The organism is Rhizobium leguminosarum (assembly GCF_010668065.1).
In the GTDB taxonomy this organism is placed as follows: Bacteria; Pseudomonadota; Alphaproteobacteria; order Rhizobiales; family Rhizobiaceae; genus Rhizobium; species Rhizobium leguminosarum_S.
Window position 1 is genome coordinate 623,509 of sequence record NZ_WUEN01000002.1, and the last position, 26,585, is coordinate 650,093.

At 61.1% G+C, this 26,585-nt stretch carries 29 protein-coding genes and 1 pseudogene; 16 read left to right on the top strand and 14 right to left on the bottom strand.

The features are described 5' to 3' along the window. Nucleotides 1-107: 107 nt before the first annotated feature. Entirely contained in the window at nt 108-1,943 is a 1,836-nt protein-coding gene (locus GR198_RS07535; protein ID WP_246711074.1) for a PHA/PHB synthase family protein, read from the top strand. Nucleotides 1,944-2,150: 207 nt separating this feature from the next. Then, the gene (locus tag GR198_RS07540; RefSeq protein WP_164068152.1) at nt 2,151-3,491 is read left to right on the top strand and encodes a DUF2778 domain-containing protein; all 1,341 of its coding nucleotides are present in this window, start codon (nt 2,151-2,153) and stop codon (nt 3,489-3,491) included. A gap of 39 nt (nt 3,492-3,530) precedes the next feature. Here the strand turns inward: GR198_RS07540 and GR198_RS07545 are convergent, their stop codons facing one another. Beyond that, nucleotides 3,531-4,688, bottom strand: a complete 1,158-nt coding sequence (locus tag GR198_RS07545) for a pyridoxal phosphate-dependent aminotransferase (RefSeq protein WP_029873126.1) — start codon at nt 4,686-4,688, stop codon at nt 3,531-3,533. A gap of 211 nt (nt 4,689-4,899) precedes the next feature. Here GR198_RS07545 and GR198_RS07550 point away from each other — a divergent pair, with 211 nt between their 5' ends. The 5 genes from GR198_RS07550 (at nt 4,900) to aat (ending at nt 8,727) form a co-directional block, all read left to right on the top strand. Beyond that, nucleotides 4,900-5,658, top strand: coding sequence for a DsbA family protein (locus GR198_RS07550; RefSeq protein ID WP_164068154.1), 759 nt, complete (start codon nt 4,900-4,902; stop codon nt 5,656-5,658). A 161-nt stretch (nt 5,659-5,819) separates the two neighbouring features. Continuing rightward, nucleotides 5,820-6,257: a type II 3-dehydroquinate dehydratase gene (gene aroQ / locus GR198_RS07555; protein ID WP_029873124.1), complete on the top strand. Its 438-nt coding sequence runs from the start codon at nt 5,820-5,822 to the stop codon at nt 6,255-6,257. Nucleotides 6,258-6,277: 20 nt separating this feature from the next. Further along, nucleotides 6,278-6,745 carry an acetyl-CoA carboxylase biotin carboxyl carrier protein gene (gene accB, locus GR198_RS07560; RefSeq protein WP_029873123.1) on the top strand — a complete coding sequence of 156 codons (468 nt, stop codon included), beginning with the start codon at nt 6,278-6,280 and terminating at the stop codon, nt 6,743-6,745. A gap of 4 nt (nt 6,746-6,749) precedes the next feature. Further along, complete coding sequence (gene accC / locus GR198_RS07565) at nt 6,750-8,105, top strand: acetyl-CoA carboxylase biotin carboxylase subunit (protein WP_029873122.1); 1,356 nt, start codon at nt 6,750-6,752, stop codon at nt 8,103-8,105. Nucleotides 8,106-8,112: 7 nt separating this feature from the next. Continuing rightward, nucleotides 8,113-8,727, top strand: coding sequence for a leucyl/phenylalanyl-tRNA--protein transferase (gene aat / locus GR198_RS07570; protein ID WP_029873121.1), 615 nt, complete (start codon nt 8,113-8,115; stop codon nt 8,725-8,727). A gap of 94 nt (nt 8,728-8,821) precedes the next feature. Here aat and GR198_RS07575 read toward each other — a convergent pair whose 3' ends face one another. The 5 genes from GR198_RS07575 to gatB all read right to left on the bottom strand — a co-directional run bounded on the left by GR198_RS07575 (nt 8,822) and on the right by gatB (nt 12,369). Continuing rightward, the gene (locus GR198_RS07575) at nt 8,822-9,262 is read right to left on the bottom strand and encodes a DUF2155 domain-containing protein (RefSeq protein WP_029873120.1); all 441 of its coding nucleotides are present in this window, start codon (nt 9,260-9,262) and stop codon (nt 8,822-8,824) included. Nucleotides 9,263-9,377: 115 nt separating this feature from the next. Further along, entirely contained in the window at nt 9,378-9,776 is a 399-nt protein-coding gene (locus GR198_RS07580) for an NADH:ubiquinone oxidoreductase subunit NDUFA12 (RefSeq protein ID WP_018073408.1), read from the bottom strand. A 103-nt stretch (nt 9,777-9,879) separates the two neighbouring features. Next, nucleotides 9,880-10,353 (bottom strand): GNAT family N-acetyltransferase, encoded by a 474-nt coding sequence (locus tag GR198_RS07585; RefSeq protein ID WP_164052131.1) that lies wholly within the window; start codon nt 10,351-10,353, stop codon nt 9,880-9,882. A 6-nt stretch (nt 10,354-10,359) separates the two neighbouring features. Beyond that, the gene (locus GR198_RS07590) at nt 10,360-10,863 is read right to left on the bottom strand and encodes a GNAT family N-acetyltransferase (RefSeq protein ID WP_029873118.1); all 504 of its coding nucleotides are present in this window, start codon (nt 10,861-10,863) and stop codon (nt 10,360-10,362) included. Nucleotides 10,864-10,866: 3 nt separating this feature from the next. Then, nucleotides 10,867-12,369, bottom strand: a complete 1,503-nt coding sequence (gatB, locus tag GR198_RS07595) for an Asp-tRNA(Asn)/Glu-tRNA(Gln) amidotransferase subunit GatB (protein WP_029873117.1) — start codon at nt 12,367-12,369, stop codon at nt 10,867-10,869. Nucleotides 12,370-12,498: 129 nt separating this feature from the next. On the opposite strand from gatB, the gene GR198_RS07600 reads away from it, so the two are divergent. Next, on the top strand, nt 12,499-12,810 hold the full coding sequence (locus GR198_RS07600; protein WP_164068156.1) for a DUF1294 domain-containing protein: 312 nt from the start codon (nt 12,499-12,501) through the stop codon (nt 12,808-12,810). Nucleotides 12,811-12,814: 4 nt separating this feature from the next. Here GR198_RS07600 and GR198_RS07605 read toward each other — a convergent pair whose 3' ends face one another. Beyond that, nucleotides 12,815-13,324, bottom strand: coding sequence for a GNAT family N-acetyltransferase (locus GR198_RS07605; RefSeq protein ID WP_003539063.1), 510 nt, complete (start codon nt 13,322-13,324; stop codon nt 12,815-12,817). A 311-nt stretch (nt 13,325-13,635) separates the two neighbouring features. On the opposite strand from GR198_RS07605, the gene GR198_RS07610 reads away from it, so the two are divergent. Beyond that, the gene (locus tag GR198_RS07610; RefSeq protein WP_029873115.1) at nt 13,636-13,893 is read left to right on the top strand and encodes a YjhX family toxin; all 258 of its coding nucleotides are present in this window, start codon (nt 13,636-13,638) and stop codon (nt 13,891-13,893) included. 48 nt (nt 13,894-13,941) lie between these two features. Here the strand turns inward: GR198_RS07610 and GR198_RS07615 are convergent, their stop codons facing one another. The 4 genes from GR198_RS07615 to GR198_RS07630 form a co-directional block, all read right to left on the bottom strand. Then, the gene (locus tag GR198_RS07615) at nt 13,942-14,217 is read right to left on the bottom strand and encodes a hypothetical protein (RefSeq protein ID WP_029873114.1); all 276 of its coding nucleotides are present in this window, start codon (nt 14,215-14,217) and stop codon (nt 13,942-13,944) included. Between the two features lie 107 nt (nt 14,218-14,324). Further along, nucleotides 14,325-15,806, bottom strand: coding sequence for an Asp-tRNA(Asn)/Glu-tRNA(Gln) amidotransferase subunit GatA (gatA, locus tag GR198_RS07620; RefSeq protein WP_029873113.1), 1,482 nt, complete (start codon nt 15,804-15,806; stop codon nt 14,325-14,327). 57 nt (nt 15,807-15,863) lie between these two features. Continuing rightward, on the bottom strand, nt 15,864-16,151 hold the full coding sequence (gene gatC, locus GR198_RS07625; RefSeq protein WP_003558942.1) for an Asp-tRNA(Asn)/Glu-tRNA(Gln) amidotransferase subunit GatC: 288 nt from the start codon (nt 16,149-16,151) through the stop codon (nt 15,864-15,866). A gap of 69 nt (nt 16,152-16,220) precedes the next feature. Then, nucleotides 16,221-16,925, bottom strand: a complete 705-nt coding sequence (locus GR198_RS07630; protein ID WP_029873112.1) for a metal-dependent hydrolase — start codon at nt 16,923-16,925, stop codon at nt 16,221-16,223. 144 nt (nt 16,926-17,069) lie between these two features. Here GR198_RS07630 and ruvX point away from each other — a divergent pair, with 144 nt between their 5' ends. Further along, nucleotides 17,070-17,564, top strand: a complete 495-nt coding sequence (gene ruvX, locus GR198_RS07635) for a Holliday junction resolvase RuvX (RefSeq protein ID WP_029873111.1) — start codon at nt 17,070-17,072, stop codon at nt 17,562-17,564. On the opposite strand, the gene GR198_RS07640 is transcribed toward ruvX, so the two are convergent. The 3 genes from GR198_RS07640 to GR198_RS07650 form a co-directional block, all read right to left on the bottom strand. Then, nucleotides 17,501-17,833, bottom strand: a complete 333-nt coding sequence (locus tag GR198_RS07640) for a DUF6105 family protein (RefSeq protein WP_017991219.1) — start codon at nt 17,831-17,833, stop codon at nt 17,501-17,503. The genes ruvX and GR198_RS07640 overlap by 64 nt on opposite strands. Continuing rightward, nucleotides 17,830-18,030 carry a hypothetical protein gene (locus GR198_RS07645; protein WP_017991218.1) on the bottom strand — a complete coding sequence of 67 codons (201 nt, stop codon included), beginning with the start codon at nt 18,028-18,030 and terminating at the stop codon, nt 17,830-17,832. The genes GR198_RS07640 and GR198_RS07645 overlap by 4 nt, the downstream gene beginning before the upstream one ends. Before the next feature lie 103 nt (nt 18,031-18,133). Next, nucleotides 18,134-18,793, bottom strand: a complete 660-nt coding sequence (locus tag GR198_RS07650; RefSeq protein ID WP_029873110.1) for a TetR/AcrR family transcriptional regulator — start codon at nt 18,791-18,793, stop codon at nt 18,134-18,136. A 248-nt stretch (nt 18,794-19,041) separates the two neighbouring features. On the opposite strand from GR198_RS07650, the gene map reads away from it, so the two are divergent. The 6 genes and pseudogenes from map to GR198_RS07680 all read left to right on the top strand — a co-directional run bounded on the left by map (nt 19,042) and on the right by GR198_RS07680 (nt 26,522). Further along, nucleotides 19,042-19,878: a type I methionyl aminopeptidase gene (gene map / locus GR198_RS07655; protein WP_029873109.1), complete on the top strand. Its 837-nt coding sequence runs from the start codon at nt 19,042-19,044 to the stop codon at nt 19,876-19,878. A gap of 7 nt (nt 19,879-19,885) precedes the next feature. Next, a complete protein-coding gene (gene radC, locus GR198_RS07660) occupies nt 19,886-20,713 on the top strand; it encodes a RadC family protein (protein ID WP_029873108.1) in 828 nt (275 codons plus the stop codon). Between the two features lie 200 nt (nt 20,714-20,913). Next, nucleotides 20,914-22,101 (top strand): alpha-hydroxy acid oxidase, encoded by a 1,188-nt coding sequence (locus GR198_RS07665; RefSeq protein ID WP_164068158.1) that lies wholly within the window; start codon nt 20,914-20,916, stop codon nt 22,099-22,101. Between the two features lie 220 nt (nt 22,102-22,321). Beyond that, nucleotides 22,322-23,728 carry a Si-specific NAD(P)(+) transhydrogenase gene (gene sthA, locus GR198_RS07670; RefSeq protein ID WP_029873106.1) on the top strand — a complete coding sequence of 469 codons (1,407 nt, stop codon included), beginning with the start codon at nt 22,322-22,324 and terminating at the stop codon, nt 23,726-23,728. 57 nt (nt 23,729-23,785) lie between these two features. After that, nucleotides 23,786-24,594, top strand: a pseudogene (locus GR198_RS07675) (endonuclease/exonuclease/phosphatase family protein). A 158-nt stretch (nt 24,595-24,752) separates the two neighbouring features. Then, entirely contained in the window at nt 24,753-26,522 is a 1,770-nt protein-coding gene (locus GR198_RS07680) for a B12-binding domain-containing radical SAM protein (RefSeq protein WP_029873105.1), read from the top strand. The last annotated feature ends 63 nt before the right edge of the window (nt 26,523-26,585 follow it).

Below are 26,585 nucleotides of genomic sequence, written 5' to 3' on the forward strand. Positions count from 1 at the left end.
CGCAGCCACAAAGCAATAGCATGAGCCGATGCGGGTGGAACTTGTTTTCTCGTTCGATCACGATGTACAACGAATGGATAAAAAGAGTGGTGCTGCCGCCGGAGGAAATGGTGACCGACAGCAAGCAGGAGAATGGCGGCAAGGCCGGCTTCGACGCGACCGATCTCGATCCCTATCTGTTGAAGGATCCTGAGGCCATGGCGATGAATTTCGCTCGGGCGCTCGAAAATCTCGGACAAGCAGCGTCTGCCTGGCTTGCGCCGCGCGAACGCGGCGAGATCACCGAAAGCGCCGCGGATCCGATGACCGACATGGTCAAGACGCTTTCCAAGGTCACCGAATACTGGATTTCCGATCCGCGCCGCACCTTCGAGGCACAGACGCAGCTGATGTCCTCGTTCTTCGGCATCTGGATGCGCTCGATGCAGCGAATGCAGGGCGATCCCACGCCACCCGAGCCCGACACCCGCAAGGACAAGCGCTTTTCGGACGAGGACTGGCAGAAGAATCCGTTCTTCGATTTTCTCCGCCAGGTCTATTTGGTGACGACGGACTGGGTGGAAAAGATGGTGTCGGAGACCGAGGGCCTCGACGAGCACACCAAACACAAGGCCGGCTTCTACGTGAAGCAGATCACGGCAGCGCTTTCGCCGACCAACTTCATCGCCACCAATCCGCAGCTCTACCGCGAGACGATCGCGACCAGCGGCGCCAATCTGGTGCGCGGGATGAAGATGCTGGCCGAGGATATCGCCGCCGGACATGGCGACCTTCGCCTTCGCCAGACCGACATGACGAAATTCGCCGTCGGCCGCGACATGGCGCTGACGCCAGGCAAGGTGATCGCCCAGAACGACATCTGCCAGATCATCCAGTACGAGGCTTCGACCGAAACGGTGCTGAAGCGGCCGCTGTTGATCTGCCCGCCCTGGATCAACAAGTTCTATATTCTCGACCTCAATCCGCAAAAATCCTTCATCAAATGGTGCGTCGACCAGGGTCAGACGGTCTTCGTCATTTCCTGGGTCAACCCGGATGCGCGCCACGCCGACAAGGACTGGGCGGCCTATGCCCGCGAGGGCATCGATTTCGCGCTTGATACAATCGAGAAGGCGACCGGCGAGAAGGACGTCAACACCGTCGGCTACTGCGTCGGCGGCACTCTGCTTGCCGCGACACTGGCGCTGCATGCCAAGGAGAAGAACAAGCGCATCAAAACCGCGACACTCTTCACCACCCAGGTCGACTTCACCCATGCCGGCGACCTCAAAATCTTCGTCGACGAGGAGCAGCTTGAAGCGCTCGAAGAGCATATGCAGGCGGCCGGTTATCTCGATGGCACGAAGATGTCGATGGCCTTCAACATGTTGCGCGCCTCCGAGCTGATCTGGCCTTATTTCGTCAACAACTACCTCAAGGGCCAGGATCCCCTGCCCTTCGACCTGTTGTTCTGGAACGCCGATTCGACCCGCATGGCAGCGGCAAACCATGCCTTCTACCTGCGCAATTGCTATCTCAAGAATGCGCTGACGCAGAACGAGATGATCCTCGACGGCAAGTCCGTGTCGCTGAAGGACGTGAAGATCCCGATCTATAATCTCGCCACCCGCGAGGATCACATCGCCCCTGCCAAGTCCGTCTTCCTCGGCAGCCGGTTCTTCGGCGGCAAGGTGGAATTCGTCGTGACCGGCTCCGGACACATCGCCGGCGTCGTCAATCCGCCCGACAGGAAGAAGTATCAATTCTGGACGGGCGGCCCCGCCAAGGGAGACTACGAGACCTGGCTCGAGCAGGCGACGGAGACGCCGGGATCATGGTGGCCGCATTGGCAGGCCTGGATCGAGACGCATGACGGCAGACGCGTGCCGGCACGCAAACCCGGCGGCGATGCGTTGAACGCGATCGAGGAAGCGCCGGGAAGTTATGTGATGGAGCGCGCCTGAGAAGGCCCAACGCATCTCTTTTTGAGACGTCGAAAGACAGAGCGACGCCGCGTAAACAAATTAGAAACCATAATTCGTCATCCTTGCGAGACAGTCGGACGTCGTGGGTGGTCTAAATTCGGCCCATTTGCGCCTGTACCGGCCCCGGCGAAGTGTAGTCAGTCAGTGCCGCCGGCCTGCGTAGCGAGTTTGAAAGACGAGTGTAGTATGGCGTGTGCGGTCGGGACGTTCGATGACGTCACCCCTCTTGGCGGATCTGCTTTCCGTTGGCGCAGATCTCGCAGTTTCCTTTACGGTGTTGTCGGCGCCGGATTTCTGACCTCCACTTGGCTGATCGCGACCTTCGCGACGATGCACTCGATAGCCGCTCCCTATTCTCCGTCCGATCGCCTGGCACAGGTGGCGGCTGCGCCGAAGGTGGCGCCGTCAACGCGCCATGAGAGGCTGATCCATGTCGGCAAGGCCGACCGGCTGGCCGCCTTCGATGCGAAGCCGAAGGTCCCGCTGACGGCGAGCCTCATTCAATCCCATGCAGAAAAGACCGCCGCCGCTGCAACGGCGCTTGCGGTTCTCGCCAAAAACAACCGGCTTGTCATGGCTGCCGAACAGCCGGTCGTGGCGGCGATTTCCGACAGCGCCAAATTCCGCAAGGACGATGTGATCGCGGCGGCGCCGGTCGAGCTCGCCTCGGCCGAGACGGAAGAAGACGACGGCGACCGGATCATCGTTCCCTCGAAAGAGGCGGTCGCCGCAGCCGAACTCCCGACCCTGCTTGCTCTTGCCGATGCCGGATCCCGGCAAATCGCGCCGGCTCCGGTCGAGCCAACCGCATCTCCCCTCAAAACGGCCTCCATTCCCGCATCGGAACCAGCTCCGGTGGTCGTCGCCGCCACGGAAGACGCGCCACCCTTCGATCTCGTGCTGGCGCCGGACGAAGGTTCGGTGCCGCTGCCGATGGCGCGTCCTGACGGACTCATCGGCAAACCGACGCCGGCCCCCAAGGGTTCTGAGCGCTCAGCCGAGCCTGTGCTTGCCTACGCCGAGCCGAACTCGCCGATCGAGGATGACGAGGACGATGCAGTGCCGCGCTACGACAAGCCGGTCTTCTCGCCGAAGCTGCGCGCAGGCGTGGCGATCTACGATATCGAGAACAGCACCGTCTATCTGCCGAACGGCGAGCGGCTCGAGGCCCATTCCGGGCTCGGCAAGATGCGCGACAAGCCGCGTTTCGCCAACAAGAAGATGCGCGGACCGACACCGCCGCATACCTATGCCCTCACCATGCGCGAGAGCCTTTTCCATGGCGTCGAGGCGCTGCGGCTGACGCCGGTCGAAGGTTCGGACGCCATCTATGACCGTGTCGGCCTGCTCGCCCACACCTACATGCTCGGCAAGAACGGCGATTCCAACGGCTGCGTCTCCTTCAAGGACTACCGCCGCTTCCTCGCCGCCTACAAGCGCGGCGACATCAAGCAGCTCGTGGTGGTGCCGCGGTTGAACAACAAACCGTCTTCGACCTTTGCTTCGCTGTTTTCGCGACGCAGCTGAGGATTGGAGAGCGCACTGCCGCTTGCCCGGCAGCGGACGTTACTTCAACCAGGCTGCGATTCGCTCCACCGCCTCGGCGATTTCCGCTTGCGAGCCCGCATAGGACAGACGCAGCGTTCGATTTCCCTCCAGCGGATCGAAATCGAGACCGGGCGTGGCGGCGACGTCGATTTCCGCGAGCATACGTTTGGCGAAGCCCATGCTGTCATTGGTGAAGCGGGTGACGTCGAGATAGGCGTAGAAGGCCCCGTCCATCGGCGAGGCAATGGAAAACCCGATCTGCGGCAGTCGCCGCATCAGCAAATCGCGGTTGGCGGCGTAACTGACCTTGTAACGATCGAGCTCGGCGCCGGCGCTTAGAGCGGCCGTGGCGGCGATCTGGGAAAGCTCGGGCGGGGAAATATAGAGGCTCTGCGCTACCCGCTCGATCGGCCGAACCAGGCGCTCGGGAAGCACCATCCAGCCGATTCGCCAGCCGGTCATGCAATAATATTTGGAGAAGGAGTTGATGACGATCGCCTCGTCGGTCAGCTCCAACGCGCTCGCCTCCTCGCCTGCGAAGGTCAGCCCGTGGTAGATTTCATCGGAGATGAAAGCGATGGAATGGGCCGCGCAGTAATCCGAAAGCGCCTTCAGCCCATCGCGGCCGGTCACCGTGCCAGTCGGATTGGCGGGGCTTGCGAGCAGCACGCCTTTCAGCGTGATGCCGCTTTCCTTCTGCGCCGCTTCGAGGCTTTGCGGCGTCAGGGTGAAGTGGGTCTCGGCCGTTACCGGCACTTCGAGAACCTTCAGACCCAGCGCGCCGAGGATATTGCGATAGGCGGGATAACCGGGTCTTGCGATCGCCACCGCATCGCCGGCATCGAAGAGCGACAGGAAGGCGAGATTGAAGCCGGCCGAGGAACCTGTGGTGATGGCGATGCGTCTGGGATCGATCTCCAGGCCGTGGCGATCCTTGTAGTGCCCGGCGAGCGCCGATTTCAGCCGTGCCGTGCCCAGCGCATCGGTATAACCGATCCGGCCTTCGGCAAGGGCTGCGCGCGCCGCTTCGAGGGCCGCCTGAGGCGCCGGATGCGAAGGCTGGCCAACCGCCATCGAGATGACGGGATGGCCGGCCGCACGCCGCTTCGTCGCCTCCGCCAGGACGTCCATGGCGTGAAAAGGCTCGACTTCGCTGCGTTTCGATATGGAAAACAAGATCGTTTCTCGCTCAGCTTCTGCAATCACGGCCCGACAATTGCCGCATTAATCGGCTCATCACAATCCCGCGAGGGCCGCGCGGGGACGAAAAATTCTGGTTTGAGCAGAACCGAACGCACCGTACCTTGACGCGACGCATTCAAGTCCATTAACCCGGCGACGGTCTTCTCGATGAAGAGACGACCATATCGCCGATGACGAGGATATCATGGCATTCTTCCCGAAGACCTTCACCGCACTGGCGCTTGCCGCATCGATCGCCCTTCCGCTTCCGGCGGCAGCGCTCGACGACCAGCAGAAGAAGGAGTTCGGCGAATTCATCAAGCAATACCTGATCGAGAACCCCGAGATCATGCTCGAAGTTCAGGATGCGCTGCAGAAGAAGCAGGAGGCCCAGCGGTCGGTGAAGGCCAATATGGCGATCGAAGAGAACGCCACCGACATCTTCGAATCGAAGAACGACGTCACGCTCGGCAATCCCAAGGGCGATGTCACTGTCGTCGAATTCTTCGATTATAATTGCAGCTACTGCCGCCATGCGCTTCCCGACATGCAGGCGATGCTGAAGAAGGACAAAAACGTCCGTTTCGTCCTCAAGGAATTCCCGATCCTCGGGCCGGATTCAGTCGCCGCCCACAAGGTGGCCGACGCCTTCCGCAAGCTCGCACCGGAGAAGTATGCCGATTTCCACGTCGCCCTTCTCGGCACCGAAGGCCGTGCCTCCGACGAAACAGCGGTCGCGGTCGCCGCTTCGCTCGGCGTCAGCGAGGACAGGATTCGCGCCGAGATGGCAAAGAGCCCGAATGACGGTATAGTCCAGGCGACCTACCAGCTCGCCTCCAGTCTCGGCATCAGCGGCACGCCCTCCTATGTGATCGGCAACGAACTGGTGCCCGGCGCCGTCGGCCTCGACGATCTCGAAGCTAAGGTCAAGAACATGCGCAGCTGCGGCAAGACCGCCTGCTGAGCAAACCAGTCGCCAGCCGTCAGCCCATCAAATCGCCAAAATCGAAGTGTTTCAACCATGTGGACAAATGTGGCACGATTGCCGCTGGCCAATCCGTAAGGGCTTTCATTCAGCCTTCGCGGAGTCTATAGGTTGCCGTCGTACATTTTACGGAACATTCGATGACGCAAACGATTTTTGTCCTGAACGGCCCCAACCTCAACATGCTGGGTAAACGAGAGCCCGGCATTTATGGCGGCAAGACGCTCAAGGACATCGAGGCAGACTGCAAGGCCGCAGGCCGCGAATTCGGCCTCGATATCGACTTCCGCCAGAGCAACCACGAAGGCACGCTCGTCGACTGGTTCCATGAGGCCGACGAAAAGGCCGTCGGCGTTGCCATCAATGCAGGCGCCTATACGCATACATCGGTCGCGCTGCATGATGCGATCCGCGCTATTTCCATTCCCGTCGTCGAGCTCCACATATCCAACGTGCATGCACGGGAAGAATTCCGTCACAAGTCGATGATCGCGCCGGCATGCAAAGGCGTGATCTGCGGCTTCGGGCCTCACAGCTACATCCTGGCGCTCCACGCGCTGAAGAACATCACGGCATAAGAAGAAGACAGGGCAACACCATGGCTGAAAAGAAATCGGGTATCGACCAGGCACTGATCCGCGATCTCGCCAATATTCTGAACGAAACGGATCTGACGGAGATCGAGGTTGAGCAGGACGACCTGCGCATCCGCGTTTCGCGCGCCGGCACGCCGCAATATGTCCAGGCGCCGATCGCTGCACCTGGCTATGCCGCGCCCGCAGCCGCCGCGGCAGCCGTTGCTGCGCCTGCAGCAGTTCCCAGCCGCAACCCGGCCAATGTCGTCAATGCACCGATGGTGGGCACCGTCTACATGGCGCCAGCCCCGGGCGCGCGTCCGTTCATCGAAGTCGGCGCGACCGTCAAGGAAGGCCAGACGCTGATCATCATCGAAGCGATGAAGACGATGAACCAGATCCCCTCACCGAAGTCAGGCAAGGTGACCGAGATCCTCGTCGATGACGGACATCCCGTCGAATACGGCCAAGCCCTCGTCGTCATCGAATAGGCCGATGCCCATGATTTCGAAAATCCTCATCGCCAATCGCGGGGAAATCGCCCTTCGCGTGCTCCGGGCCTGCAAGGAGCTCGGCATCGCCTGCGTCGCGGTTCATTCCACCGCCGACGCCGATGCCATGCATGTGCGCCTTGCCGACGAAAGTGTCTGCATCGGCCCGCCCTCCTCGCGCGAGAGCTATCTCAACATCCATCAGATCGTCGCCGCCTGCGAGATCACCGGCGCCGACGCCGTGCATCCGGGCTACGGCTTTCTGTCGGAGAATGCCAAGTTCGCCGATATCCTCGAAGCCCACGGCATTACCTTCATTGGGCCGACGGCGGATCACATCCGCATCATGGGCGACAAGATCACCGCCAAGACGACGGCGCTCGAGCTTGGCATTCCCGTCGTTCCGGGCTCGGACGGCGAAGTGAAGACCGAAGAGGATGCGCTGAAGACGGCCGCTGAAATCGGCTATCCCGTGCTGATCAAGGCCACGGCCGGCGGCGGCGGACGCGGCATGAAGGTCGCCAAGAGCGAGGCCGACCTGATCGAAGCCTGGTCGACGGCCCGCACGGAAGCGGCAGCCGCCTTCGGCAACGATGCCGTCTACATGGAAAAATATCTCGGCAAGCCACGCCACATCGAAATCCAGGTATTCGGCGACGGCGAAGGCAATGCCATCCATCTCGGCGAGCGCGACTGCTCGCTGCAGCGGCGCCATCAGAAGGTCTGGGAAGAGGCGAATTCGCCGGCACTCAACGTCGAGCAGCGCATGAAGATCGGCCAAGTCTGCGCCGACGCCATGAAGAAGCTGAAATATCGCGGTGCCGGCACGATCGAATTCCTCTACGAAAACGGCGAGTTCTATTTCATCGAAATGAACACCCGCCTGCAGGTGGAGCATCCGATCACCGAAGCAATCACCGGCATCGACCTCGTGCATGAGCAGATCCGCGTCGCTTCCGGCGGCGGTCTCTCGGTGACGCAGGATGAAGTGCATTTTTCCGGTCACGCCATCGAGTGCCGTATCAATGCCGAGCATCCGCGCACCTTCGTGCCTTCGCCGGGCACGATCACGCATTTCCACGCGCCTGGCGGCCTCGGCGTGCGCATCGATTCCGGTGCCTATCAGGGCTACAAGATCCCGCCCTATTACGACAGCCTCATCGGCAAGCTGATCGTGCACGGCCGCACCCGCGTCGAATGCATGATGCGCCTGCGCCGGGCGCTCGACGAATTCGTCGTCGACGGCATCAATACGACGCTGCCGCTGTTCCAGGATCTCGTCTCCAACCAGGATATCGCCAACGGCGACTACGACATCCACTGGCTGGAAGACTACCTCGCCAACACACCGGCGGCATAGGACAGGAATGGCAGGATCGCGCAGGAAGTCACCAGGCATAACCCCTGACATTCTCCTGCGCGCCTATTCCATCGGCCTCTTCCCGATGGCCGAATCCGCCGACGACCCAGAGATCTTCTGGGTCGAACCGGAACTGCGCGGCGTGCTGCCGTTCGACCATTTCCATGTGTCGAAAAGCCTTGCCAAGACGGTGCGCAAGAAACCCTTCGAGATCCGTTTCGATCACGCTTTCGATCAGGTCATCGCTGCCTGTGCGGAGGAGACATCCGGGCGCCCGAGCACCTGGATCAACAGGACGATCAGATCGCTTTATTCGACGCTCTTCGACATGGGCCATGCCCATACCGTCGAAGCCTGGGAGGGCGATGAGCTGGTCGGCGGCCTCTACGGCGTCTCGCTCGGCTCGGCCTTCTTCGGCGAAAGCATGTTCTCGCGCCGAACGGATGCCTCGAAGATCTGCCTCGTTCATCTGGTCGACCGGCTGCGGGAAAGGGGCTTCACCCTTCTCGACACGCAGTTCACCACCGAGCACCTGAAGACGTTCGGAGCGATCGACGTTCCGAAGGCCGATTATGCCGCGATGCTTACCGCGGCGATGGAATCGCCACACCTTAAGTTTTGAGCCAAACACTGCATGCTTCGGGCGGCACGCGCTAAAGCGCGCAGCGGTTTGCGATAACGACATGCCGAAACAAAGACCTAAAGCGCGACGCGCTTTAGCGGGCTGTCGCCTTGGTGCCGTCGGGAGCCGGGACGTCCGAGCTGGTCTTGCACTCCTTCAGCCAGACGTCGTAGATCGGATGCTCGACGGCGTTGAGGCCGGGGCTGGCAGCGAACATCCAGCCGGTGAAGATGCGGCGGATCTTGCGGTCGAGGGTGATCTCGTCGACCTCGACGAAACCGTCGATCTTCTGTGCTTCCGACTGGTCGCGCGAATAACAGGCCTTCGGTGTCACCTGCAGCGCACCGAACTGTACCGTCTCATTGACATAGACGTCGAAGGTCGTGATGCGGCCGGTGATCTTGTCGAGGCCGGAAAAGACGGCAACCGGATTTTCGATGCGTGCGGCATGTGCCGCAACTGGCGGAAGCAGAGCCGAGAGCGCCAGCAGCGATCCGGCGGCACGCAGGACCATGTTCCGCGTGAAGAGCTTCATATGTACCCGTCTCCAGACATTTTCAGTTCACGGCCGCGGTCAAGCGCGGTCAACCTGCGGGTAAAGGTCAATTGTGGCCAAAAGCCGGGTCTTGGGATCGCCCGGTCGAGCCGTCTCAGTTGCCCGGCGTCCAGGCGTCGTAATCGCCGGTGACGCGCGGACGCTCGCCCGGAACGGCGATGGAGCCTGGTGGACGATAGGCCTGCGGCGAACCGGTATGGTTAGGCCGGTGCGACTTCTGCCAATCCTTGGCGACGTAGTTTTCCTTGGAGGGGGGAACATCGGTGCGATGATGCATCCAGCCATGCCAGCCCGGCGGAATGGCGGATGCTTCGGCATAACCCTTGTAGATCACCCAACGCTTCGGCAGACCGTAGGAGGACATGCCGCCTTCGTAGTAGACGTTGCCGAATTCATCCTCGCCGACGCGCTTGCCAAAACGCCAGGTCGCAAAACGCGTGCCCATCGTCTGACCGTTCCACCAGGTAAAGGTCTGAACCAGAAGATTCCACATGTCTTTTCCTTGTGCCCGCCAGATGCGAGCCAAACCAGAATTCGTTTCCTCGCTTATGCCGTCGCCAAGCCGAATTGTCCAGCGATTCCACGACGGCCATGGGTCATTTCAAAGCCATCTTGAAGCCGAGATGCGAGGGCTTGAAGCCCAGCCTTTCATAGAAACGATGGGCATCCTTGCGTATCGCATTCGAGGTCAACGCAACCCGCCCGATACCGCGGCCTTTTGCCTCGGCAATGGCAAATTCGATCATCAGTCCGCCGACACCCTGCCCGCGCATATCGGCGCGTGTCTGAACCGCCTCGATAATCATCGCCGAGGAGCCGCGGCCAGTGAGCGACGTCGTCACCATCGTCTGAAACGTGCCGACGACCTCGCCGCCACGCTCTGCGACGTAAAGCGTCTGGTCGGGCGAGGCCTCGATGACGGCGAAGGCCCCGAGATAATCCGGGAAGGCTTCAGCTTCCGTGGTATCGCCATGACCGCCGAGCGCATCGGCGGCAAACATAGCTACCAGCGCCGGCAGATCTTCCCGGCGGGCCGGACGAATGAGAATGTCGGGCAACTCGACCGCCATAGTCTCTCAATGCCCTTCGAGTGGTTTTTCGAAGATCAGCGCCGGAATGCCGGATTGTCCGGCTCCGCTATTCTCGTTGCGGCCGACCTCGGTGAAGCCATGCGTGCGATAGAAGGCGATCGCGGCAGCGTTTTGCGGTTCGACTTCGAGGCGCATGATCTCGGCATCGGGAAAGCAGGTTTCGAGCTCGGCGAAGATATCGCGGCCGATACCATGGCGCTGCAGCGCAGGCCTGACATAGAGGAGATGCAGCATGACCGTCTTCGTCAATTGCTGCGACATTGCCGCATAACCCATGCCGCCGATATTGCGGCCGTCATCGGCAACGAGGAATTCGGCATCCTTTCGTACCAGCCGCGTCTTCAGCGCCGCCGGCGAAAAGAGATGGGCGATCAGATCCGCCACCTTGGCTCTGCCATGCAGGCTGTCATAGGTGGCATGAAAGCTCTCGATCAGGAGGGCGCGCACCTTCTCCAGGTCGTGCTCGCCGGCGGTGCGGACGAAATACACCGCTTACTCCTCGATGCCGAGCTTCGCCTTGACGAGGGCCTGGACAGCCTGCGGATTGGCCTTGCCGCCGGTCGCCTTCATCACCTGGCCGACGAACCATGCCGCCATGGTCGGCTTCGCCTTGACCTTTTCGACCTGGTCCGGATTGGCGGCGATGATCTCGTCGACAGCCTTTTCGATCGCGCCGGTATCCGTCACCTGCTTCATGCCACGCGCTTCGACGATCTCGGCGGGATCTCCGCCCTCGTTGAGCACGATCTCGAAGAGATCCTTGGCGATCTTGCCGGAGATGGTTTCGGCCTTGATGAGATCGATGATGGCGCCGAGTTGGGCCGGCGAAACCGGCGTCTGCTCGATGTCATTGCCGGTGCGGTTCAGCGCGCCGAGCAGATCGTTGATCACCCAGTTGGCCGCCGTCTTGCCGTCACGGCCTGCGGCGACCGCTTCGAAATAATCGGCGATCGCTTTTTCGGAAACGAGCACCGAGGCGTCGTAGATCGACAGGCCGAGCTCGCGCACGAAGCGCTCCTTCTTGTCGTCAGGCAGTTCCGGCAGATCGGCTTCGAGCGCCTTGATGAAGGCGTCCTCGAATTCGAGCGGCAGCAGATCCGGATCGGGGAAGTAACGATAGTCGTGCGCATCCTCCTTGGAGCGCATCGAGCGCGTCTCGCCCTTGTTCGGGTCGAAAAGGCGGGTCTCCTGATCGATCTTGCCACCGTCCTCCAGAATGCCGATCTGGCGACGGGCTTCATATTCGATCGCCTGGCCGATGAAACGGATGGAGTTGACGTTCTTGATCTCGCAACGCGTGCCGAAATCCTCGCCCGGCCGGCGGACGGAGACGTTGACGTCGGCGCGCATCGAGCCCTCGTCCATGTTGCCGTCGCAGGTGCCGAGATAACGCACGATCGAGCGCAGCTTGGTCATATAGGCCTTGGCCTCGTCGGATGAGCGCATGTCGGGCTTGGAGACGATCTCCATCAGGGCAACGCCGGAACGGTTGAGATCGACATAGGACATGGTCGCGTGCTGGTCGTGCATCGACTTGCCGGCATCCTGCTCCAGGTGCAGGCGCTCGATGCCGATCTCGATATCCTCGAACTGGCCCTGGCGGTCCGGCCCGAGTGAAATGACGATCTTGCCCTCGCCGACGATCGGATCCTTGAACTGCGAGATCTGATAGCCCTGCGGCAGGTCGGGATAGAAATAGTTCTTGCGATCAAACAGGGAGCGCTTGTTGATCTGGGCTTTCAGGCCGAGGCCGGTGCGAACGGCCTGCCTGACGCATTCCTCGTTGATGACGGGCAGCATGCCGGGCATGGCAGCGTCGACCATCGAGACATTCGAATTCTGCGGCTTGCCGAACTCCGTCGAAGCGCCGGAGAAGAGCTTCGAATTGGACAGCACCTGGGCATGGACTTCCATGCCGACGATGACTTCCCAGTCGCCGGTGGCGCCGGGGATGAAGCGTTTCGGATCAGGCGTGCGGACGTCGACAAGGGTCATCTGATGCTCTTTGCAGGCTGTTCTTTTCCACTGGTGAGGTAAAGGAAATGGCGTGCCGGTGCAAGGCTTTCGCCATGGCGCGCATCGCGGTTTTGCCGTCCATTAACGCAGCCGCGGTAGGGTTCCCCCATGACGATGATCGATATTATCAAATGGGCCTTACTGTTTCTGGCGCTGAACCTCTTGGTATTCTCGATCTATTTCTTCGACAAGCAGGCGGCCCGCCACGGCAGGCGGCGCATCAGCGAGCGCAGGCTTCTCTTGCTTGCCCTGATCGGCGGCAGCCTTGGTGCGGTGGCGGCACAGCAGCTGTTGCGGCACAAGACGAGAAAGGAGCCGTTCCGGTCAATCCTGGCGGCGATCCTGATCCTGCATGGCGGACTGATTGCTATCCTGGCCTTCGTGCCGCAATGGAGCCTTCTGCTTCCTCAGGATTTTTGAAGCGTCAGAATTCCTGCCCATATCCACCTTGGCCGTCCGAAACGAGCTGTTTCGTCAGTCCAACGGAGGGTACGTCGCGATCAAGCTTCGGATTGTAGGCGACCGAGAGCCAATGGATGCTGTAGCCGTGCTTCCGGAAGAAGCCGATCGCCTCGCTGTTGCCGGAATGGGTCTGCATCGCCGCCTTCTCGAAGCCCTGATCGGCGATCTCCTTTTCGATGCGGACGAGAAGGGCCGAACCAAGGCCCTGGCGGGTGAATGCGGGATCGATCCAGAAATCCGAGATGGTTTCGTCCAATCCCTCGCGCGCTGCCCAGCCTGCGACCTGGCCGTTCTGCTCGACGACGGTGATGGTCAGCCAGTCGTTTTCCACGAAGTTCCGGAAGGCGTTGCGCGCTGCATCGATCATCGCGTCCGATTCGCCGATCGACGCCATCGCCTTTTGCCAGGCCCTCAGCCCGATCTCGCTCAATAGCTCCGCTTCACCGTCGCGGGCATTGCGAATGTGGATCAACGACACCTCCGCGTTACCCGTCAACTAGACCATTGAGTCGCGGATTTTACCAGTAGCTCCAACGGGATGATCGACCGAAACCGCGGTTTTCGACTGGTTTTGAGAGGCAAACACGCTCTTGACCGAATTTTCCGGGCTGAATAATAGGTGTTATCGAGGTGTTTTATGTTGAGCCTGCCTGAGACCCGGTAAAGGCCCTGCCCGCAAGTTTTCTTGCGCGCATGGGCCCGAAAAAAACGAAGCCCTGACGTTCGAATGAGCGCCAGATCGTTTTTGTGCGCCCTGCCGGGCGCGATACCGGATCTCAACACATGGACATTTCTCGCACGGAGCAGCGCATCCTGCATCTCATGGCCCAAGGCGGCCGCATTGAAATTACCCGCGACGACGACAGGAAGATCGAGGCGGTCAGTTGCTTCACTCGCGACGGCTGGCTCTATCCCGGCGTCGACCTCGATCTCTTCCGCAGGCTGAAGCGACTGAAGGCAATCAAATCCTCAGGCGGCCACCCCTACCGGATCACCGAAAGAGGGCTGAGTTTGGTCAGGTCGCAGCTGAACAACAGGTAATCGTGGCACCCCGATCGCGTCTGGAACGGGCGCGATCGGGGTATCGCCTCAAGCCTTTGCAGAAAGTTCCGCCCGCATCGCCGACCACTCGTCGGCCATCGTGCCCGCGCCACGCGCCTTGCCGGCGCGGCGATACCAGTAGTCGGCGTTCCAGTCATCGCCCTCAATGCGATGGCAAAGGGCGTGCCCCCAGTCGAACGGCTGTTCGCCTTCGTGGCGCTGGCAGATGTCGTGGACCGCCTGCCAATCCGCCCCCATGGTGAAACCACCGGCAGAGAGGCGATCGAATGCCTCGATCAATTGCGCAAGATCATTGCTGGCCATAAAACCTTCTCCTGGTTCCGGCTATCAATCAGTCAACCATGCGGCAAAACCGACGGTGCCGACCGCTTCGTGGTCGGCAGCCGCTATTTTTCGGATCGTTAGGTCCGTTACCACCACTTGGCCGGCGTAAACCGGCCGGCTGCCTGCTCGATGACATGGGCGGTCTTGAAGAGGGTTTCCTCGTCGAAGGGCTTGCCGATCAGCTGCAGGCCGAGGGGCAGGCCCTTATGGTCGAGGCCGGCCGGCACGGCAATGCCGGGCAGGCCCGCCATGTTGACCGTCACCGTGAAGATGTCGTTCAGATACATTTTCACCGGATCGGCGGCGAGGTTCTCGTCGGCAACGCCAAAGGCGGACGACGGCGTTGCCGGCGTCAGGATGGCATCGACGCCGGCGTCGAAGGCGAGTTCGAAATCGCGCTTGATCAGCGTGCGCACCTTCTGGGCGCGGATATAATAGGCATCGTAATAACCGGCCGACAGCACATAGGTGCCGATCATGATGCGGCGCTTGACTTCCTTGCCGAAGCCTGCGGCACGCGTCTTCTCGTACATGTCGACGATATCCTTGCCGTCGACACGCAGGCCGTAGCGCACGCCGTCGTAGCGCGCGAGGTTCGAGGATGCCTCGGCCGGAGCGACGATGTAATAGGCCGGAAGGGCGTATTTGGTGTGCGGCAGCGAGATGTCGACGATTTCGGCACCCGCTTCCTTCAGCCAGGCGATGCCCTGGCGCCAGAGGGTCTCGATCTCATCCGGCATGCCATCGACACGGTATTCGTTCGGAATGCCGATCTTCATGCCCTTCAGCGACTGGCCAAGCGCTGCTTCGTAATCCGGCACCGGCAAATCCACCGATGTCGTGTCCTTTGCGTCGACGCTTGCCATCGACTTCAAAAGGATGGCGGCATCGCGCACGTCGCGGGCGATCGGGCCTGCCTGGTCGAGCGAAGAGGCGAAGGCGACGGTGCCCCAGCGCGAGCAGCGGCCATAGGTCGGCTTGATGCCGACGGTGCCGGTGAAGGCGGCCGGCTGGCGGATCGAGCCGCCGGTATCCGTCGCCGTGGCGCCGGCGCAAAGATGCGCTGCGACGGCTGCGGCCGAACCGCCCGACGAGCCGCCCGGAACGAGCTGCTGGTTGGAGCCTGCGGCACGCCAGGGATTGATCACCGGGCCGTAATGCGAGGTCTCGTTGGAGGAGCCCATGGCGAACTCGTCCATGTTCAGCTTGCCGAGCATGACGGCGCCGTCGTCCCAGAGGTTCTGCGTCACGGTCGATTCATAACGCGGCTCGAAACCATCGAGAATGTGGCTGCAGGCCTGGGTGTGAACGCCGACGGTGGCAAAGAGATCCTTGATGCCGAGCGGAATGCCTTCGAGTTCGCCCGCCTTGCCGGCGGCGATGCGTTCGTCGGAGTTCTTCGCCATGACGCGGGCGAGATCCGGCGTGATCTTGATATAGGCGTTAAGCCGGCCGTTGGCCGCATCGATCGCCGAGATATAGGCTTCGGTCAGTTCGATCGCGGTGATTTCCTTGGCGCGCAGCTTCTGGCGGGCTTCGGCAATGGTCAGGCTGGTGAGTTCGCTCATCGTGTTTTCGCTTCAGATCTGGAAATGGCAACAGGGTCGGAAAGAGGCTTCGAAGCCTTATTCGACGACTTTCGGCACCAAGAAAAAATTGTGATCGGTGACGGGCGCATTAGCGACGATATCGGCTGCCTTGCTGCCGTCGGTCACCTCATCGGTCCGCTTCTTCATCGCCATCGGGGTAACCGACGTCATCGCCTCGACGCCGTCGACATTCACTTCGGAGAGTTGCTCGACGAAGCCAAGGATGCCGTTCAGCTCGCCGACCATGCGATTTGCCTCGTCCTCGGAGACGGCAATACGGGCAAGGCGGGCGACGCGCTTCACGGTGGCAAGATCGACGGACATGGCATTCTCCGGATAGGATTTTTCCTACCCGCTATAAAGGCCATGCCCGCCGTGTGCAACGGGGTTTCGTTAGATCGACAGGCTCTCGGAAGGCCTGATCGCCTTCACATCCGTCTTCGATCCGTCCATGCCGGCAACGAATTTTTCAGCCGTCTGGTCGATGATCGGAAAGGTGCCGTAGTGGCAGGGGATCGCAGTTTTGAAGTTGAAATAGCGCCGGCAGGCAAGGGCCGCCACCGCGCCGCCCATGGTGAAGCGGTCGCCGACCGGCACGAAGCCGATATCAGGCTGGTGCAATTCGTTGATCAGCGCCATGTCGGAGAAAATGTCGGTATCGCCCATGGCAAGGATCGAGGCTTCGTCGTCGAAATGCAGCATCAGGCCGTTGGCGTTGCCGAGTGCGTGCGAGACGCCATCCTCGGTGATCTGGGCGGAGGAGTGCAGCGCATTGGTGAAGGTTGCCGAAAAGCTGCCGAGCGCGATCGTGCCGCCGGTATTGCCCATCTCGATCTTGTCGACGCCCTTGGAGCCGAGCCAGGCGGCGAGATCGGCATTGGCGAGAACGACAGCCCCAGTTTCCCTGGCGAGTGCCACGGTATCGCCGACATGATCGCCATGGCCATGCGTCAGCAGGATGTGGGTGATGCCGGCGGACACATCCTTGATATCCTGGCCGGAAAAGGAGGCGTTATAGCTGAGGAATGGATCGAGCAGGATCTTCGCCTTTGATGTCTCGATGCGGAAGGCGGAATGGCCGAGCCAGGTGATCTTCATGAAATGTCTCCTTTATTACGTGATGCAAAGCCGGTTTCCGAAAACCGCTCACACTTTTCGGCGTCATGCCCTAAGGACATATCTTATGCGGCCGCAAAGAAAAGCGGCGGCGACTTCAATTTGTTTTGACGGGATGAAACGGCGATGACGGTGCTGACAATCGAGGAAATGGCGGAGACACTTGCCCCGCGACAGGCAATTGCCGGCCTCGATCTTGGCACCAAGACGATCGGGCTTTCGATGTCCGATCTCGGCCGGCGCTTCGCCACACCGCGCACCGTGATCCGCCGCGTCAAGTTCACCATCGATGCCCAGGCGCTGCTGGATTTCGCCACAGTGGAAAAGGTCGCAGGCTTCATCATCGGCCTGCCGATGAATATGGACGGATCAGCGGGTCCGCGCGTGCAAGCGACGCGCGCCTTTGTGCGCAACATGGAGCAAAAGACGGCGCTGCCCTTCGTCTATTGGGATGAGCGGCTTTCGACGGTTGCGGCCGAACGGACACTGCTCGAAATGAACGTCTCGCGCGCCAAGCGGGCCGAACGAATCGATTCGGCCGCGGCAAGCTTCATCCTTCAGGGCGCGCTCGATAGGCTTTCCTTGCTGGCAAGGTCTGATGGAGACGAATTCAGCGCCTGACGCGCCTTCCACCAGGCGATGATCGACTTGCGCTTCCGGAAGGCCAGGATGGCGAAGACGACGAGGCTGTCGACTGCGATCGCGCGGGCAACGAGCGGCGGGATGGTCTCCGGCGGAATGCCGAGCGCCTTGCCGTAAAGCTCGAAGGTCAGGTCATGGACCTGCCGGCTCAGCATGAAGATGCCGAAACTCATGTCGTAATAGGAGAGCCAGTACCATCCGCCCAGAAAGACGATGGGGCCGGCCCAGAAGATCAGAAACCACTTCATGCGGCCTCTCCTCCATGCTTGCGCGCCACGGGCAGATCGAGGGAGACCAACCAGATCGACAATGCCATGATGCAAAGCACCAGCGCGGGAATTGCGATATCCAGCGCCAGGACTGCGAAAAACATCATCGCCGTCACCAGAAACGCGACTTTAGCGATCTTGGTTCCCATGGGCGTCAACTCGTGGCTTCTACTCATACCATCTCTGCTCGCCGCCAGACTGTCGCGTTAAGCACCTCCATGCAACGTAAACCATTTGTTAAGGTTAACGCAGGCCCCGCCCCCTGTGGATGAGGCGGTATCAGCCGTAGACGCCGCGCACGATGCGCTTCAGCGCTAGTGCCGCCTTCTCCCAGTCCTTGGGCGTTTTCAGCGACAGGCCGGCGCACTGCCCGCCGGCTGCGCCGGCAAGCACGAGGTGCTGGATCGCGGCGATGACGACGGCGTTGACGGCTGCGGCATCCACGCCCTTCGGCGGCGCCAGCGAGCCGCGCATGCGCTCGAGCCAGAGCGCGAGCGCCTTCGAACGCGCCTCGGACAAGCGCCTCACCTGCTCGGTGTTTTCCGATATCTCCCAGGCGAGGATGCGACGCATCAGCGGATCGTTTCTCAAGGCGTCGAGGAGGAGAAGCGACAGCCGCTCCATCAGGTCGCCATAGGTGAGCAGGAACATGCCGCCGGCGTCTTCCGGAATGCGATCCTTCACCCATGTGCCGAGATCGGCGCCGATCGCCTCGACTAGGCCGTCGAGGCCGCCATAGTAACGATAGATCAGCTGCTTGTCGCAACCGGCGCGGCGGGCAACCGCGTTGATGCCGAAATTCTGGAAGCCTTCCTCGGCCAGCAGGCCCTTGGCGCCGGCAAGGATGGCGCGCTCGGTGGCGCCGCGATCACGCACGCGCCGTTCCGGCCCCTCGCCGGTCCCAAGTGAATTTTCAAGATTTACGGCTTCATTCAGCATGATCGACCCTTCCCCGCTGTCACCAATCGGTGAGTAGCGGGGAGGCTTCATGCAATCAATCCTATCCCTTTGGGAAGATTGTGGATATTCGAGCCGGACCGTTGATTGTCCGTCGAACGGATGTGGAAGACTGCACGTTGGGCGGACCGGATCCGCTCAGAAATCTCGTCCTGGCGGTTGATCGTGATGGACGAACCCGGCATAGCTGCATTATGAACAAATCTAACAATCTCCGCTAAGGCACTGCAATGGTGAACTATATCGAAGCCTCTACTGCGCCCCCGAAGAATACGGGCGCCATCCGGCTTTATGACGAGCAAGCATTCGAGGGCATGCGCAGGGCATGCCAGCTGACCGCGCGCTGCCTCGATGCGCTTGCCGATATCGTCAAGCCCGGCCTGCTGACCGATGAGATCGACAGGTTCGTCTTCGATTTCGGCATGGATCACGGCGCCTACCCGGCGACGCTGAACTATCGCGGCTACACCAAATCGACCTGCACCTCGATCAACCATGTCGTCTGCCATGGCATTCCGAACGACAAGCCGCTGCGTGACGGTGATATCGTCAATATCGACGTCACCTTCGTGCTCGACGGCTGGCACGGCGATTCCAGCCGGATGTATCCCGTCGGCGTCGTCAAGCGTGCTGCCGAGCGGCTGCTCGAAGTCACCTATGAATCGCTGATGCGCGGCATTGCCGCCGTCAGGCCCGGCGCTCGCACCGGCGCGATCGGCGAGGCGATCCAGACCTATGCGGAAGCCGAACGCTGTTCGGTGGTGCGCGATTTCTGTGGCCACGGTGTCGGCCGGCTGTTCCACGATTCGCCGAATATCCTGCATTACGGCCGCACCAATGAGGGGCCAGAGCTGCGCGAAGGCATGATCTTCACCATCGAGCCGATGATCAACCTCGGCCGACCGCATGTGAAGGTGCTGGCCGACGGCTGGACGGCGGTCACCCGCGACCGCTCGCTGTCGGCGCAGTACGAACACACCGTCGGCGTCACCCCCGATGGCTGCGAGATCTTCACGCTGTCGCCGGGTGGGCTCGACCGCCCCGGCCTGCCGTCACACAACGGGTGACGGTCCGATGGCGAATGGCCCCGTTTCGACATCTTCCGACGACGAGCTGCCTTTCCCAACGCAAGAGTCCCTTGCCGCCGACGAACGCTCGTTCTTTGGCGGACGGCCGCAAAAGCCGTCCGCGCCGAATGCCAGGACCGCCCTGCCCGCCTCGCTCGCCGGCCCGGAGCATTATCACGGCCATCGCGAGCGGTTGCGTGACCGCTTCCGGGAGCTCGGCGACACCGCGCTGGCCGACTACGAAATCCTCGAACTGCTGCTTTTCCGCCTGATCCCGCGGCGCGACACCAAGCCGATCGCCAAGGCACTGATCGAGCGGTTCGGCTCGCTCTCCGGCGTCTTCGGTGCGCCGCAGGCGCTGCTGATGGAAGTCAAGGGCGTCGGCGAGGCCGTGGCGCTCGACCTGAAGCTGATCTCGACTGTCGCCCATCGGACCCTGAAGAGCGAGCTCAGGACCAAACAGGTCCTGTCCTCGTGGTCTTCTGTCATCCAGTATTGCCATGCCGCCATGGCGCATGAGACACGCGAACAGTTCCGCATCCTCTTCCTCGACAAGCGCAATGTGCTGATCGCCGATGAGGTGCAGGGCCGCGGTACGGTCGACCATACGCCGGTCTATCCGCGCGAGGTGGTCAAACGCGCGCTCGAGCTTTCGGCAACGGCGATGATCCTCGTGCACAATCATCCCTCCGGCGACCCGACGCCATCGCGCGCCGACATCGACATGACGAAGGTGATCATCGATGCCGCCAAGGCGCTCGATATCACCGTCCACGACCACGTCATCATCGGCAAGGATGGGCATGTCAGCTTGAAGGGGCTGAAGCTGATCTGAACAAACACCGCGGCTGATCGTCGACGAGATGCAGAGCCCCGGCGCGTCGACCATGCCCCGGTCCATGCCGCGAAAAGACTGAGGCGAGAAGACGGGGGAATGCCGGAGTTGACAGCAGTCGGTGGTGCGGGATTGTATGCAGTTCTGCACCACCACAGCCTGGACAATGCCCGCCCGAAATACCGAGAAGATGAAGCTCCATGACGATCCGCAGCGGTAACACCGATCGATCGACCCGGCTCTGCCGCGACGTGCTCTGCCTCGACGACTTTGAGACAAAGGCGCGGCAACATCTGCCAAAGCCGCTGTTCGGTTATATCGCAGGCGCAACCGAGACCAATGCGTCGCTGCGGCATAATGCAGAAGCTTTCCAGGCCTATGCCTTCCGGCCTCGTGTCCTTCGGGACGTCTCGAAACGCAGCACCGAGACGAGCCTCTTCGGCAAGACCCATGCCGCACCATTCGGCATCGCGCCGATGGGTATCAGCGCGCTGATGGCCTATCGAGGTGACATCGTGCTCGCGCAAGGAGCGGATCAATCGGGAATCCCGATGATCATAAGCGGTTCATCGCTTATCCCTTTGGAAGAGATCGCTGCGGTTTCGCCGCAAGCATGGTTTCAGGCCTATCTCCCCGGCGAACCCGACCGTATCGACGCTCTCATCGATCGCGTCGGCGCGGCCGGCTTGCGCACGCTTCTGTTGACCGTGGACACAGCCACGCTGCCAAATCGTGAAAACAATGTAAGGGCCGGATTTTCGACGCCTTTGCGTCCGGGACTCCGCCTAGCATGGCAGGGCATCTCGCACTCGCGCTGGACCACCGGCACATTCCTGCGCACGATCGTCCGGCACGGCATTCCGCATTTTGAAAATTCCTATGCCACAAGAGGCGCGCCGATCATCTCCTCGAATGTCGCGCGCGATTTCGGCAGGCGCGACCATCTCAACTGGAGCCATCTGGAGCGGATACGCAACAGATGGTCCGGCAAACTCGTGGTCAAGGGGATCATGCATCCTGACGACGCGGCCCGGGCTGTCGACACCGGGGTGGATGGAGTGATCGTCTCCAACCATGGCGGCCGCCAGCTTGACGGCACCGCATCTCCCCTTCAGGCCCTTCCGGAAATTGCGTCCCGTGTTGGAGACAGCGTTGCCGTCATGGTCGATGGCGGTTTCAGGCGTGGAACGGACATCATGAAGGCCCTCGCACTCGGGGCCTGTTTCGTGTTCGTGGGCAGGCCGTTCCTTTATGCCGCAGCCGTCGCGGGCCTACCGGGCGTGCTTAAGGCGGCCGATATCCTGAAGACGGAACTGCATAGCAATATGGCATTGCTCGGCGTCACCAAGGTCGGCGATATTTCCGCGGACTACATCACCCGCGCATGAAAAACCGTCGAGCCACAGAGCATGGCAAGCGCGCCCTGCCGGCGTTCGTCGGCTACGACCCATGGCGTAAAGCTGTTTCCCGAAGGGCTCACTTGCCCGAAAAAGCACCCGTCAGGACCAATCAGGTGGCCGTAAAACAATCTGTAACATTGACCGGCTAACGATGGACGGGCGACATTTTGCGTCGCAATATGATTCCTTTCCAATCCGGGGCTTGATGATGCTTCAGTACGATCTCGTTGTGGTGGGCAGCGGTCCCGCAGGGCGCCGCGGCGCGATCCAGGCGGCAAAACTCGGCAAGAAAGTGCTTGTCATCGAGCAGGGCAAACGCGTCGGCGGCGTGTCCGTGCATACCGGCACCATCCCTTCCAAAACGCTGCGCGAGACTGCGCTTAATCTTTCCGGCTGGCGCGAACGCGGCTTCTACGGCCGGTCTTACCGCGTCAAGGAAGAGATCAGTGCAGATGACCTGCGCCGTCGCCTGCTGATTACGCTCAACCACGAGGTCGAGGTGCTGGAACACCAGTTCGCCCGCAACCGCGTGCAGCATATTCGCGGCAAGGCGAGCTTCATCAATGCGTCGACGCTGCAGGTGATCAAGGATGACGGCGAGACCACCCAGGTCACCGCCGCCAGCGTGCTGCTCGCCGTCGGCACAAAACCGTTCCGCCCCGATTACATGCCCTTCGACGGCAAGACCGTTCTCGACAGCGACGAACTGCTCGACATCCAGGACCTGCCGCGATCGATGGTGGTCATCGGCGCCGGCGTCATCGGCATCGAATATGCGACGATCTTCAGCGCGCTCGACACCGCCGTCACCGTCATCGACCCGAAGGCGACAATGCTCGACTTCATCGACAAGGAAATCATCGAGGATTTTACCTACCAGCTGCGCGACCGGAACATGAAGCTGCTGCTCGGCCAGAAGGCCGACAAGGTGGAGAGGCTCGAAAACGGCAAGGTCGAACTGACGCTCGACAGCGGCCGACGCCTGACGACCGACATGGTGCTTTTCGCCGCCGGCCGCATGGGGGCGACTGATGCGCTGAACCTTCAGGCCATCGGCCTCGAAGCCGACAGCCGCGGCCGCCTCAAAGTCAATCCGGAAACCTTCCAGACATCGGTCGCCAACATCTATGCCGCCGGCGACGTCGTCGGCTTTCCGAGCCTTGCCTCGACCTCGATGGAACAGGGCCGCATCGCCGCCCGCGTCGCGGTCGGCGCAGTCGCCAAGGAGCCGCCGAAATATTTCCCCTACGGCATCTATGCCGTGCCGGAGATTTCGACCTGCGGCCTGACCGAAGAAGAGATGAAGGAGCGCGGTATTCCCTATGAATGCGGCATCGCCCGCTTCCGCGAGACGTCGCGCGGTCATATCATGGGCCTCGACACCGGGCTTTTGAAGCTGATCTTCTCGCTGAAGACCCGCCGCCTGCTCGGCGTGCATATCGTCGGCGAAGGCGCCACCGAGCTGGTGCATATCGGCCAGGCGGTGCTCAATCTCAAAGGCACCGTCGAATATTTCGTCGAGAACACCTTCAACTATCCGACGCTCGCCGAAGCCTACAAGATCGCCGGCCTAGATGCCTGGAACCGGATGGGCGACATCAAGTCGGAACTCTAAAGTCCGTCGCGTCGTCGAGGGAACTGCCGTCTCAGTCCGGCCGCCAAATGGAGCCGAATGACATTGCGCATCATCTCGCTGAACGCATGGGGCGGCAGGCTTCATGAGGCGCTGATTGAATATGTGACGGCGGCCGATCCCGACGTGCTGTGCCTGCAGGAGGTTTTGCGCGCACCCGGCGTCGGCACAGGCTGGTCGGTCTATCGGGATGGCGATGTCGAGCTGCCGCAGCGCTTCAATCTCTTTACCGAGATCAGCACCGCCCTGCCCGGCCACGATGGCTTCTTCTGCCCGACATCGAGAGGCGAGCTCTTCGACGGCGATACCGCCATTGCCGCCGAATTCGGGCTGGCGACCTTTGTGCGCAAAACGCATTCCGTCATCGCCCAAGGGCTGGGCTTCGTGCATGGCCGTTTTTCCGCTGATGGCTGGGGCGAACATCCGCGGCCGCGAACGCCCATTGCATCCGTCTCTTCAGCCATGAGCACGCTTCTACCGTGAGCATCGCCCACATGCATGGCCTGCGCGATCCCGCAGGCAAGGGCGACACGGTGGCGCGCGAAGAGCAGGCCATGGCGCTGGTCAGGCTTATCGAGGGCGTCTGGCCAGGCGACGAAAATCTCGTCGTCTGCGGCGATTTCAACGTGCTGCCTGATAGCGCAACCTTTGCGATTCTCGCCAGACTCGGGCTTTCCGACCTCGTCACCGGAAGCGGCCTTGTAGACACGCGAACCTCCTACTATCTGAAGCAGGGCCGCTTTGCCGACTACATGCTGGTGACGCCAGGGGTGAAGGTTGCCAAATTCGAGGTGGTCGAGGCGCCCGAAGTCTCCGACCATCGCGCATTGCTGCTCGATATCGGGTAGTATATTGAGGAATAATACACTTCGCGAAGCGTTTGCGCGCCGTGCCGCATTTTTACGCCTTAGTTTGACCTCCTAAATCGCATTGATACGCCGTGCTTGTATGTGTCTTCAACGCCATTTTGCCTTCGGGCAAAGCTTCTAAAGAAAGATAGATACTCTTGTCCCATGTCTTGGAAGCCGCGCGCAGACGTTTTCAGCTGATCCTGATCAAGCCGTCGCATTATGACGACGACGGCTACGTCATCCGCTGGTGGCGGGCGATGATCCCCTCCAATTCGCTGGCGGCGCTCTACGGCATTGCCGCCGAATGTGCCGAGCGCAAGGTGCTCGGCGACGATACGGCCATCGACATCACTGTGATCGACGAGACCAATACACGGATCGATATCGCCGGACTGCTGGCGCAGTTCAAGCGTCACGACAATTTCGGCATGATCGCGCTCGTCGGCGTCCAGACCAACCAATATCCGCGCGCCCTCGATATCGCCCGTCCCTTCCGCGATGCCGGCCTGCCGGTTTCGATCGGCGGCTTCCATGTTTCCGGCTGCTTGTCGATGCTGGATGGCAAGGCTGTCGGGCTCGACGCCTGCCGCGACATGGGCATCTCGATGTTTGCCGGCGAAGCCGAGGGCCGGCTCGACATGGTGCTGCGCGATGCCGCCGCCGGCGAGCTGAAGCCGCTCTATAATTTCATGAACGACCTTCCCGGCATCGGCGGCACACCGGTTCCCTTCCTGCCGAAGGACAATATCCAGCGCACGCTCGGGCTCAGCACCAGTTTCGATGCCGGACGTGGCTGTCCCTATCAGTGCTCGTTCTGCACCATCATCAACGTACAGGGACGCAAGTCGCGCTTCCGCTCGGCCGACGACGTCGAAAAGCTGGTGCGGATGAACTGGGCGCAGGGCATCCACAAATTCTTCATCACCGACGACAATTTCGCCCGCAACAAGGATTGGGAAGCGATCTTCGACCGGTTGATCGAACTCAAGGAACGAGACGGCATTCCGCTCGGCCTGATGATCCAGGTCGACACGCTCTGCCACAAGATCCCCAATTTCATTGAGAAATCCAGGCGCGCCGGCGTCACTCGCGTCTTCATCGGCCTCGAAAACGTCAATCCTGACAATCTGACCGCCGCCAAGAAGAACCAGAACAAGATCACCGAATACCGCAAGATGCTGCTCGCCTGGAAGGCACAGGGCATCATGACGCTCGCCGGCTATATCCTGGGCTTCCCCGCCGACACGCCGGAATCGATCCGCCGCGACATCACGATCATCCAGGAAGAGTTGCCGCTCGACGTCATCGAATTCTTTATCCTCACGCCGCTGCCCGGCTCTGAGGACCATCAAGTCCTGTGGAAGAAGGGCATCGAGATGGATGCCGATCTCAATATCTACGATGTCGAGCACGTCTGCACCGCGCATCCGAAGATGAGCAAGCAGGAATGGGAAGACATCTACCACGAGGCCTGGTCGCTCTATTATTCGCCTGATCATATGAAGACCTTGCTTCGCCGCGCCGTGGCGACCGGCGTACCGCTCGCAAGGCTCGTCAAGGTTCTCGTCTCCTTCGCGACCACCGTGCCGCTGGAAAACGTGCATCCGCTACAAAGTGGCCTGCTGCGCCTGAAGACGCCGGGCGAGCGGCGCCCTGACCTGCCGCGCGAGAATCCGCTCGTCTTCTGGCCGCGCTTTGCCTGGGAAACCTTCCGCAAACATGCTTCGCTCGCCGGCACGATCATTGGCCTGACGATTTCGGCGTTCTTGATTTCAAGGGACGCGAAGTCGAAGACCTACATGGATCAGGCTCTGACGCCGGTCGCCGACGACGAAGAGGAAACGCTCCACCTCTTCACACAGACCGCCGGCGGCGCCGCAGCCGTGAGCCATGTCAGGAAAGTGGCGCAACTGACAGCGCATTGAGCGGTAATTCTTGAACGGCGGCTGAGCCCGAAAACATGGGCAGCATCAAACTCTAAGCCAATG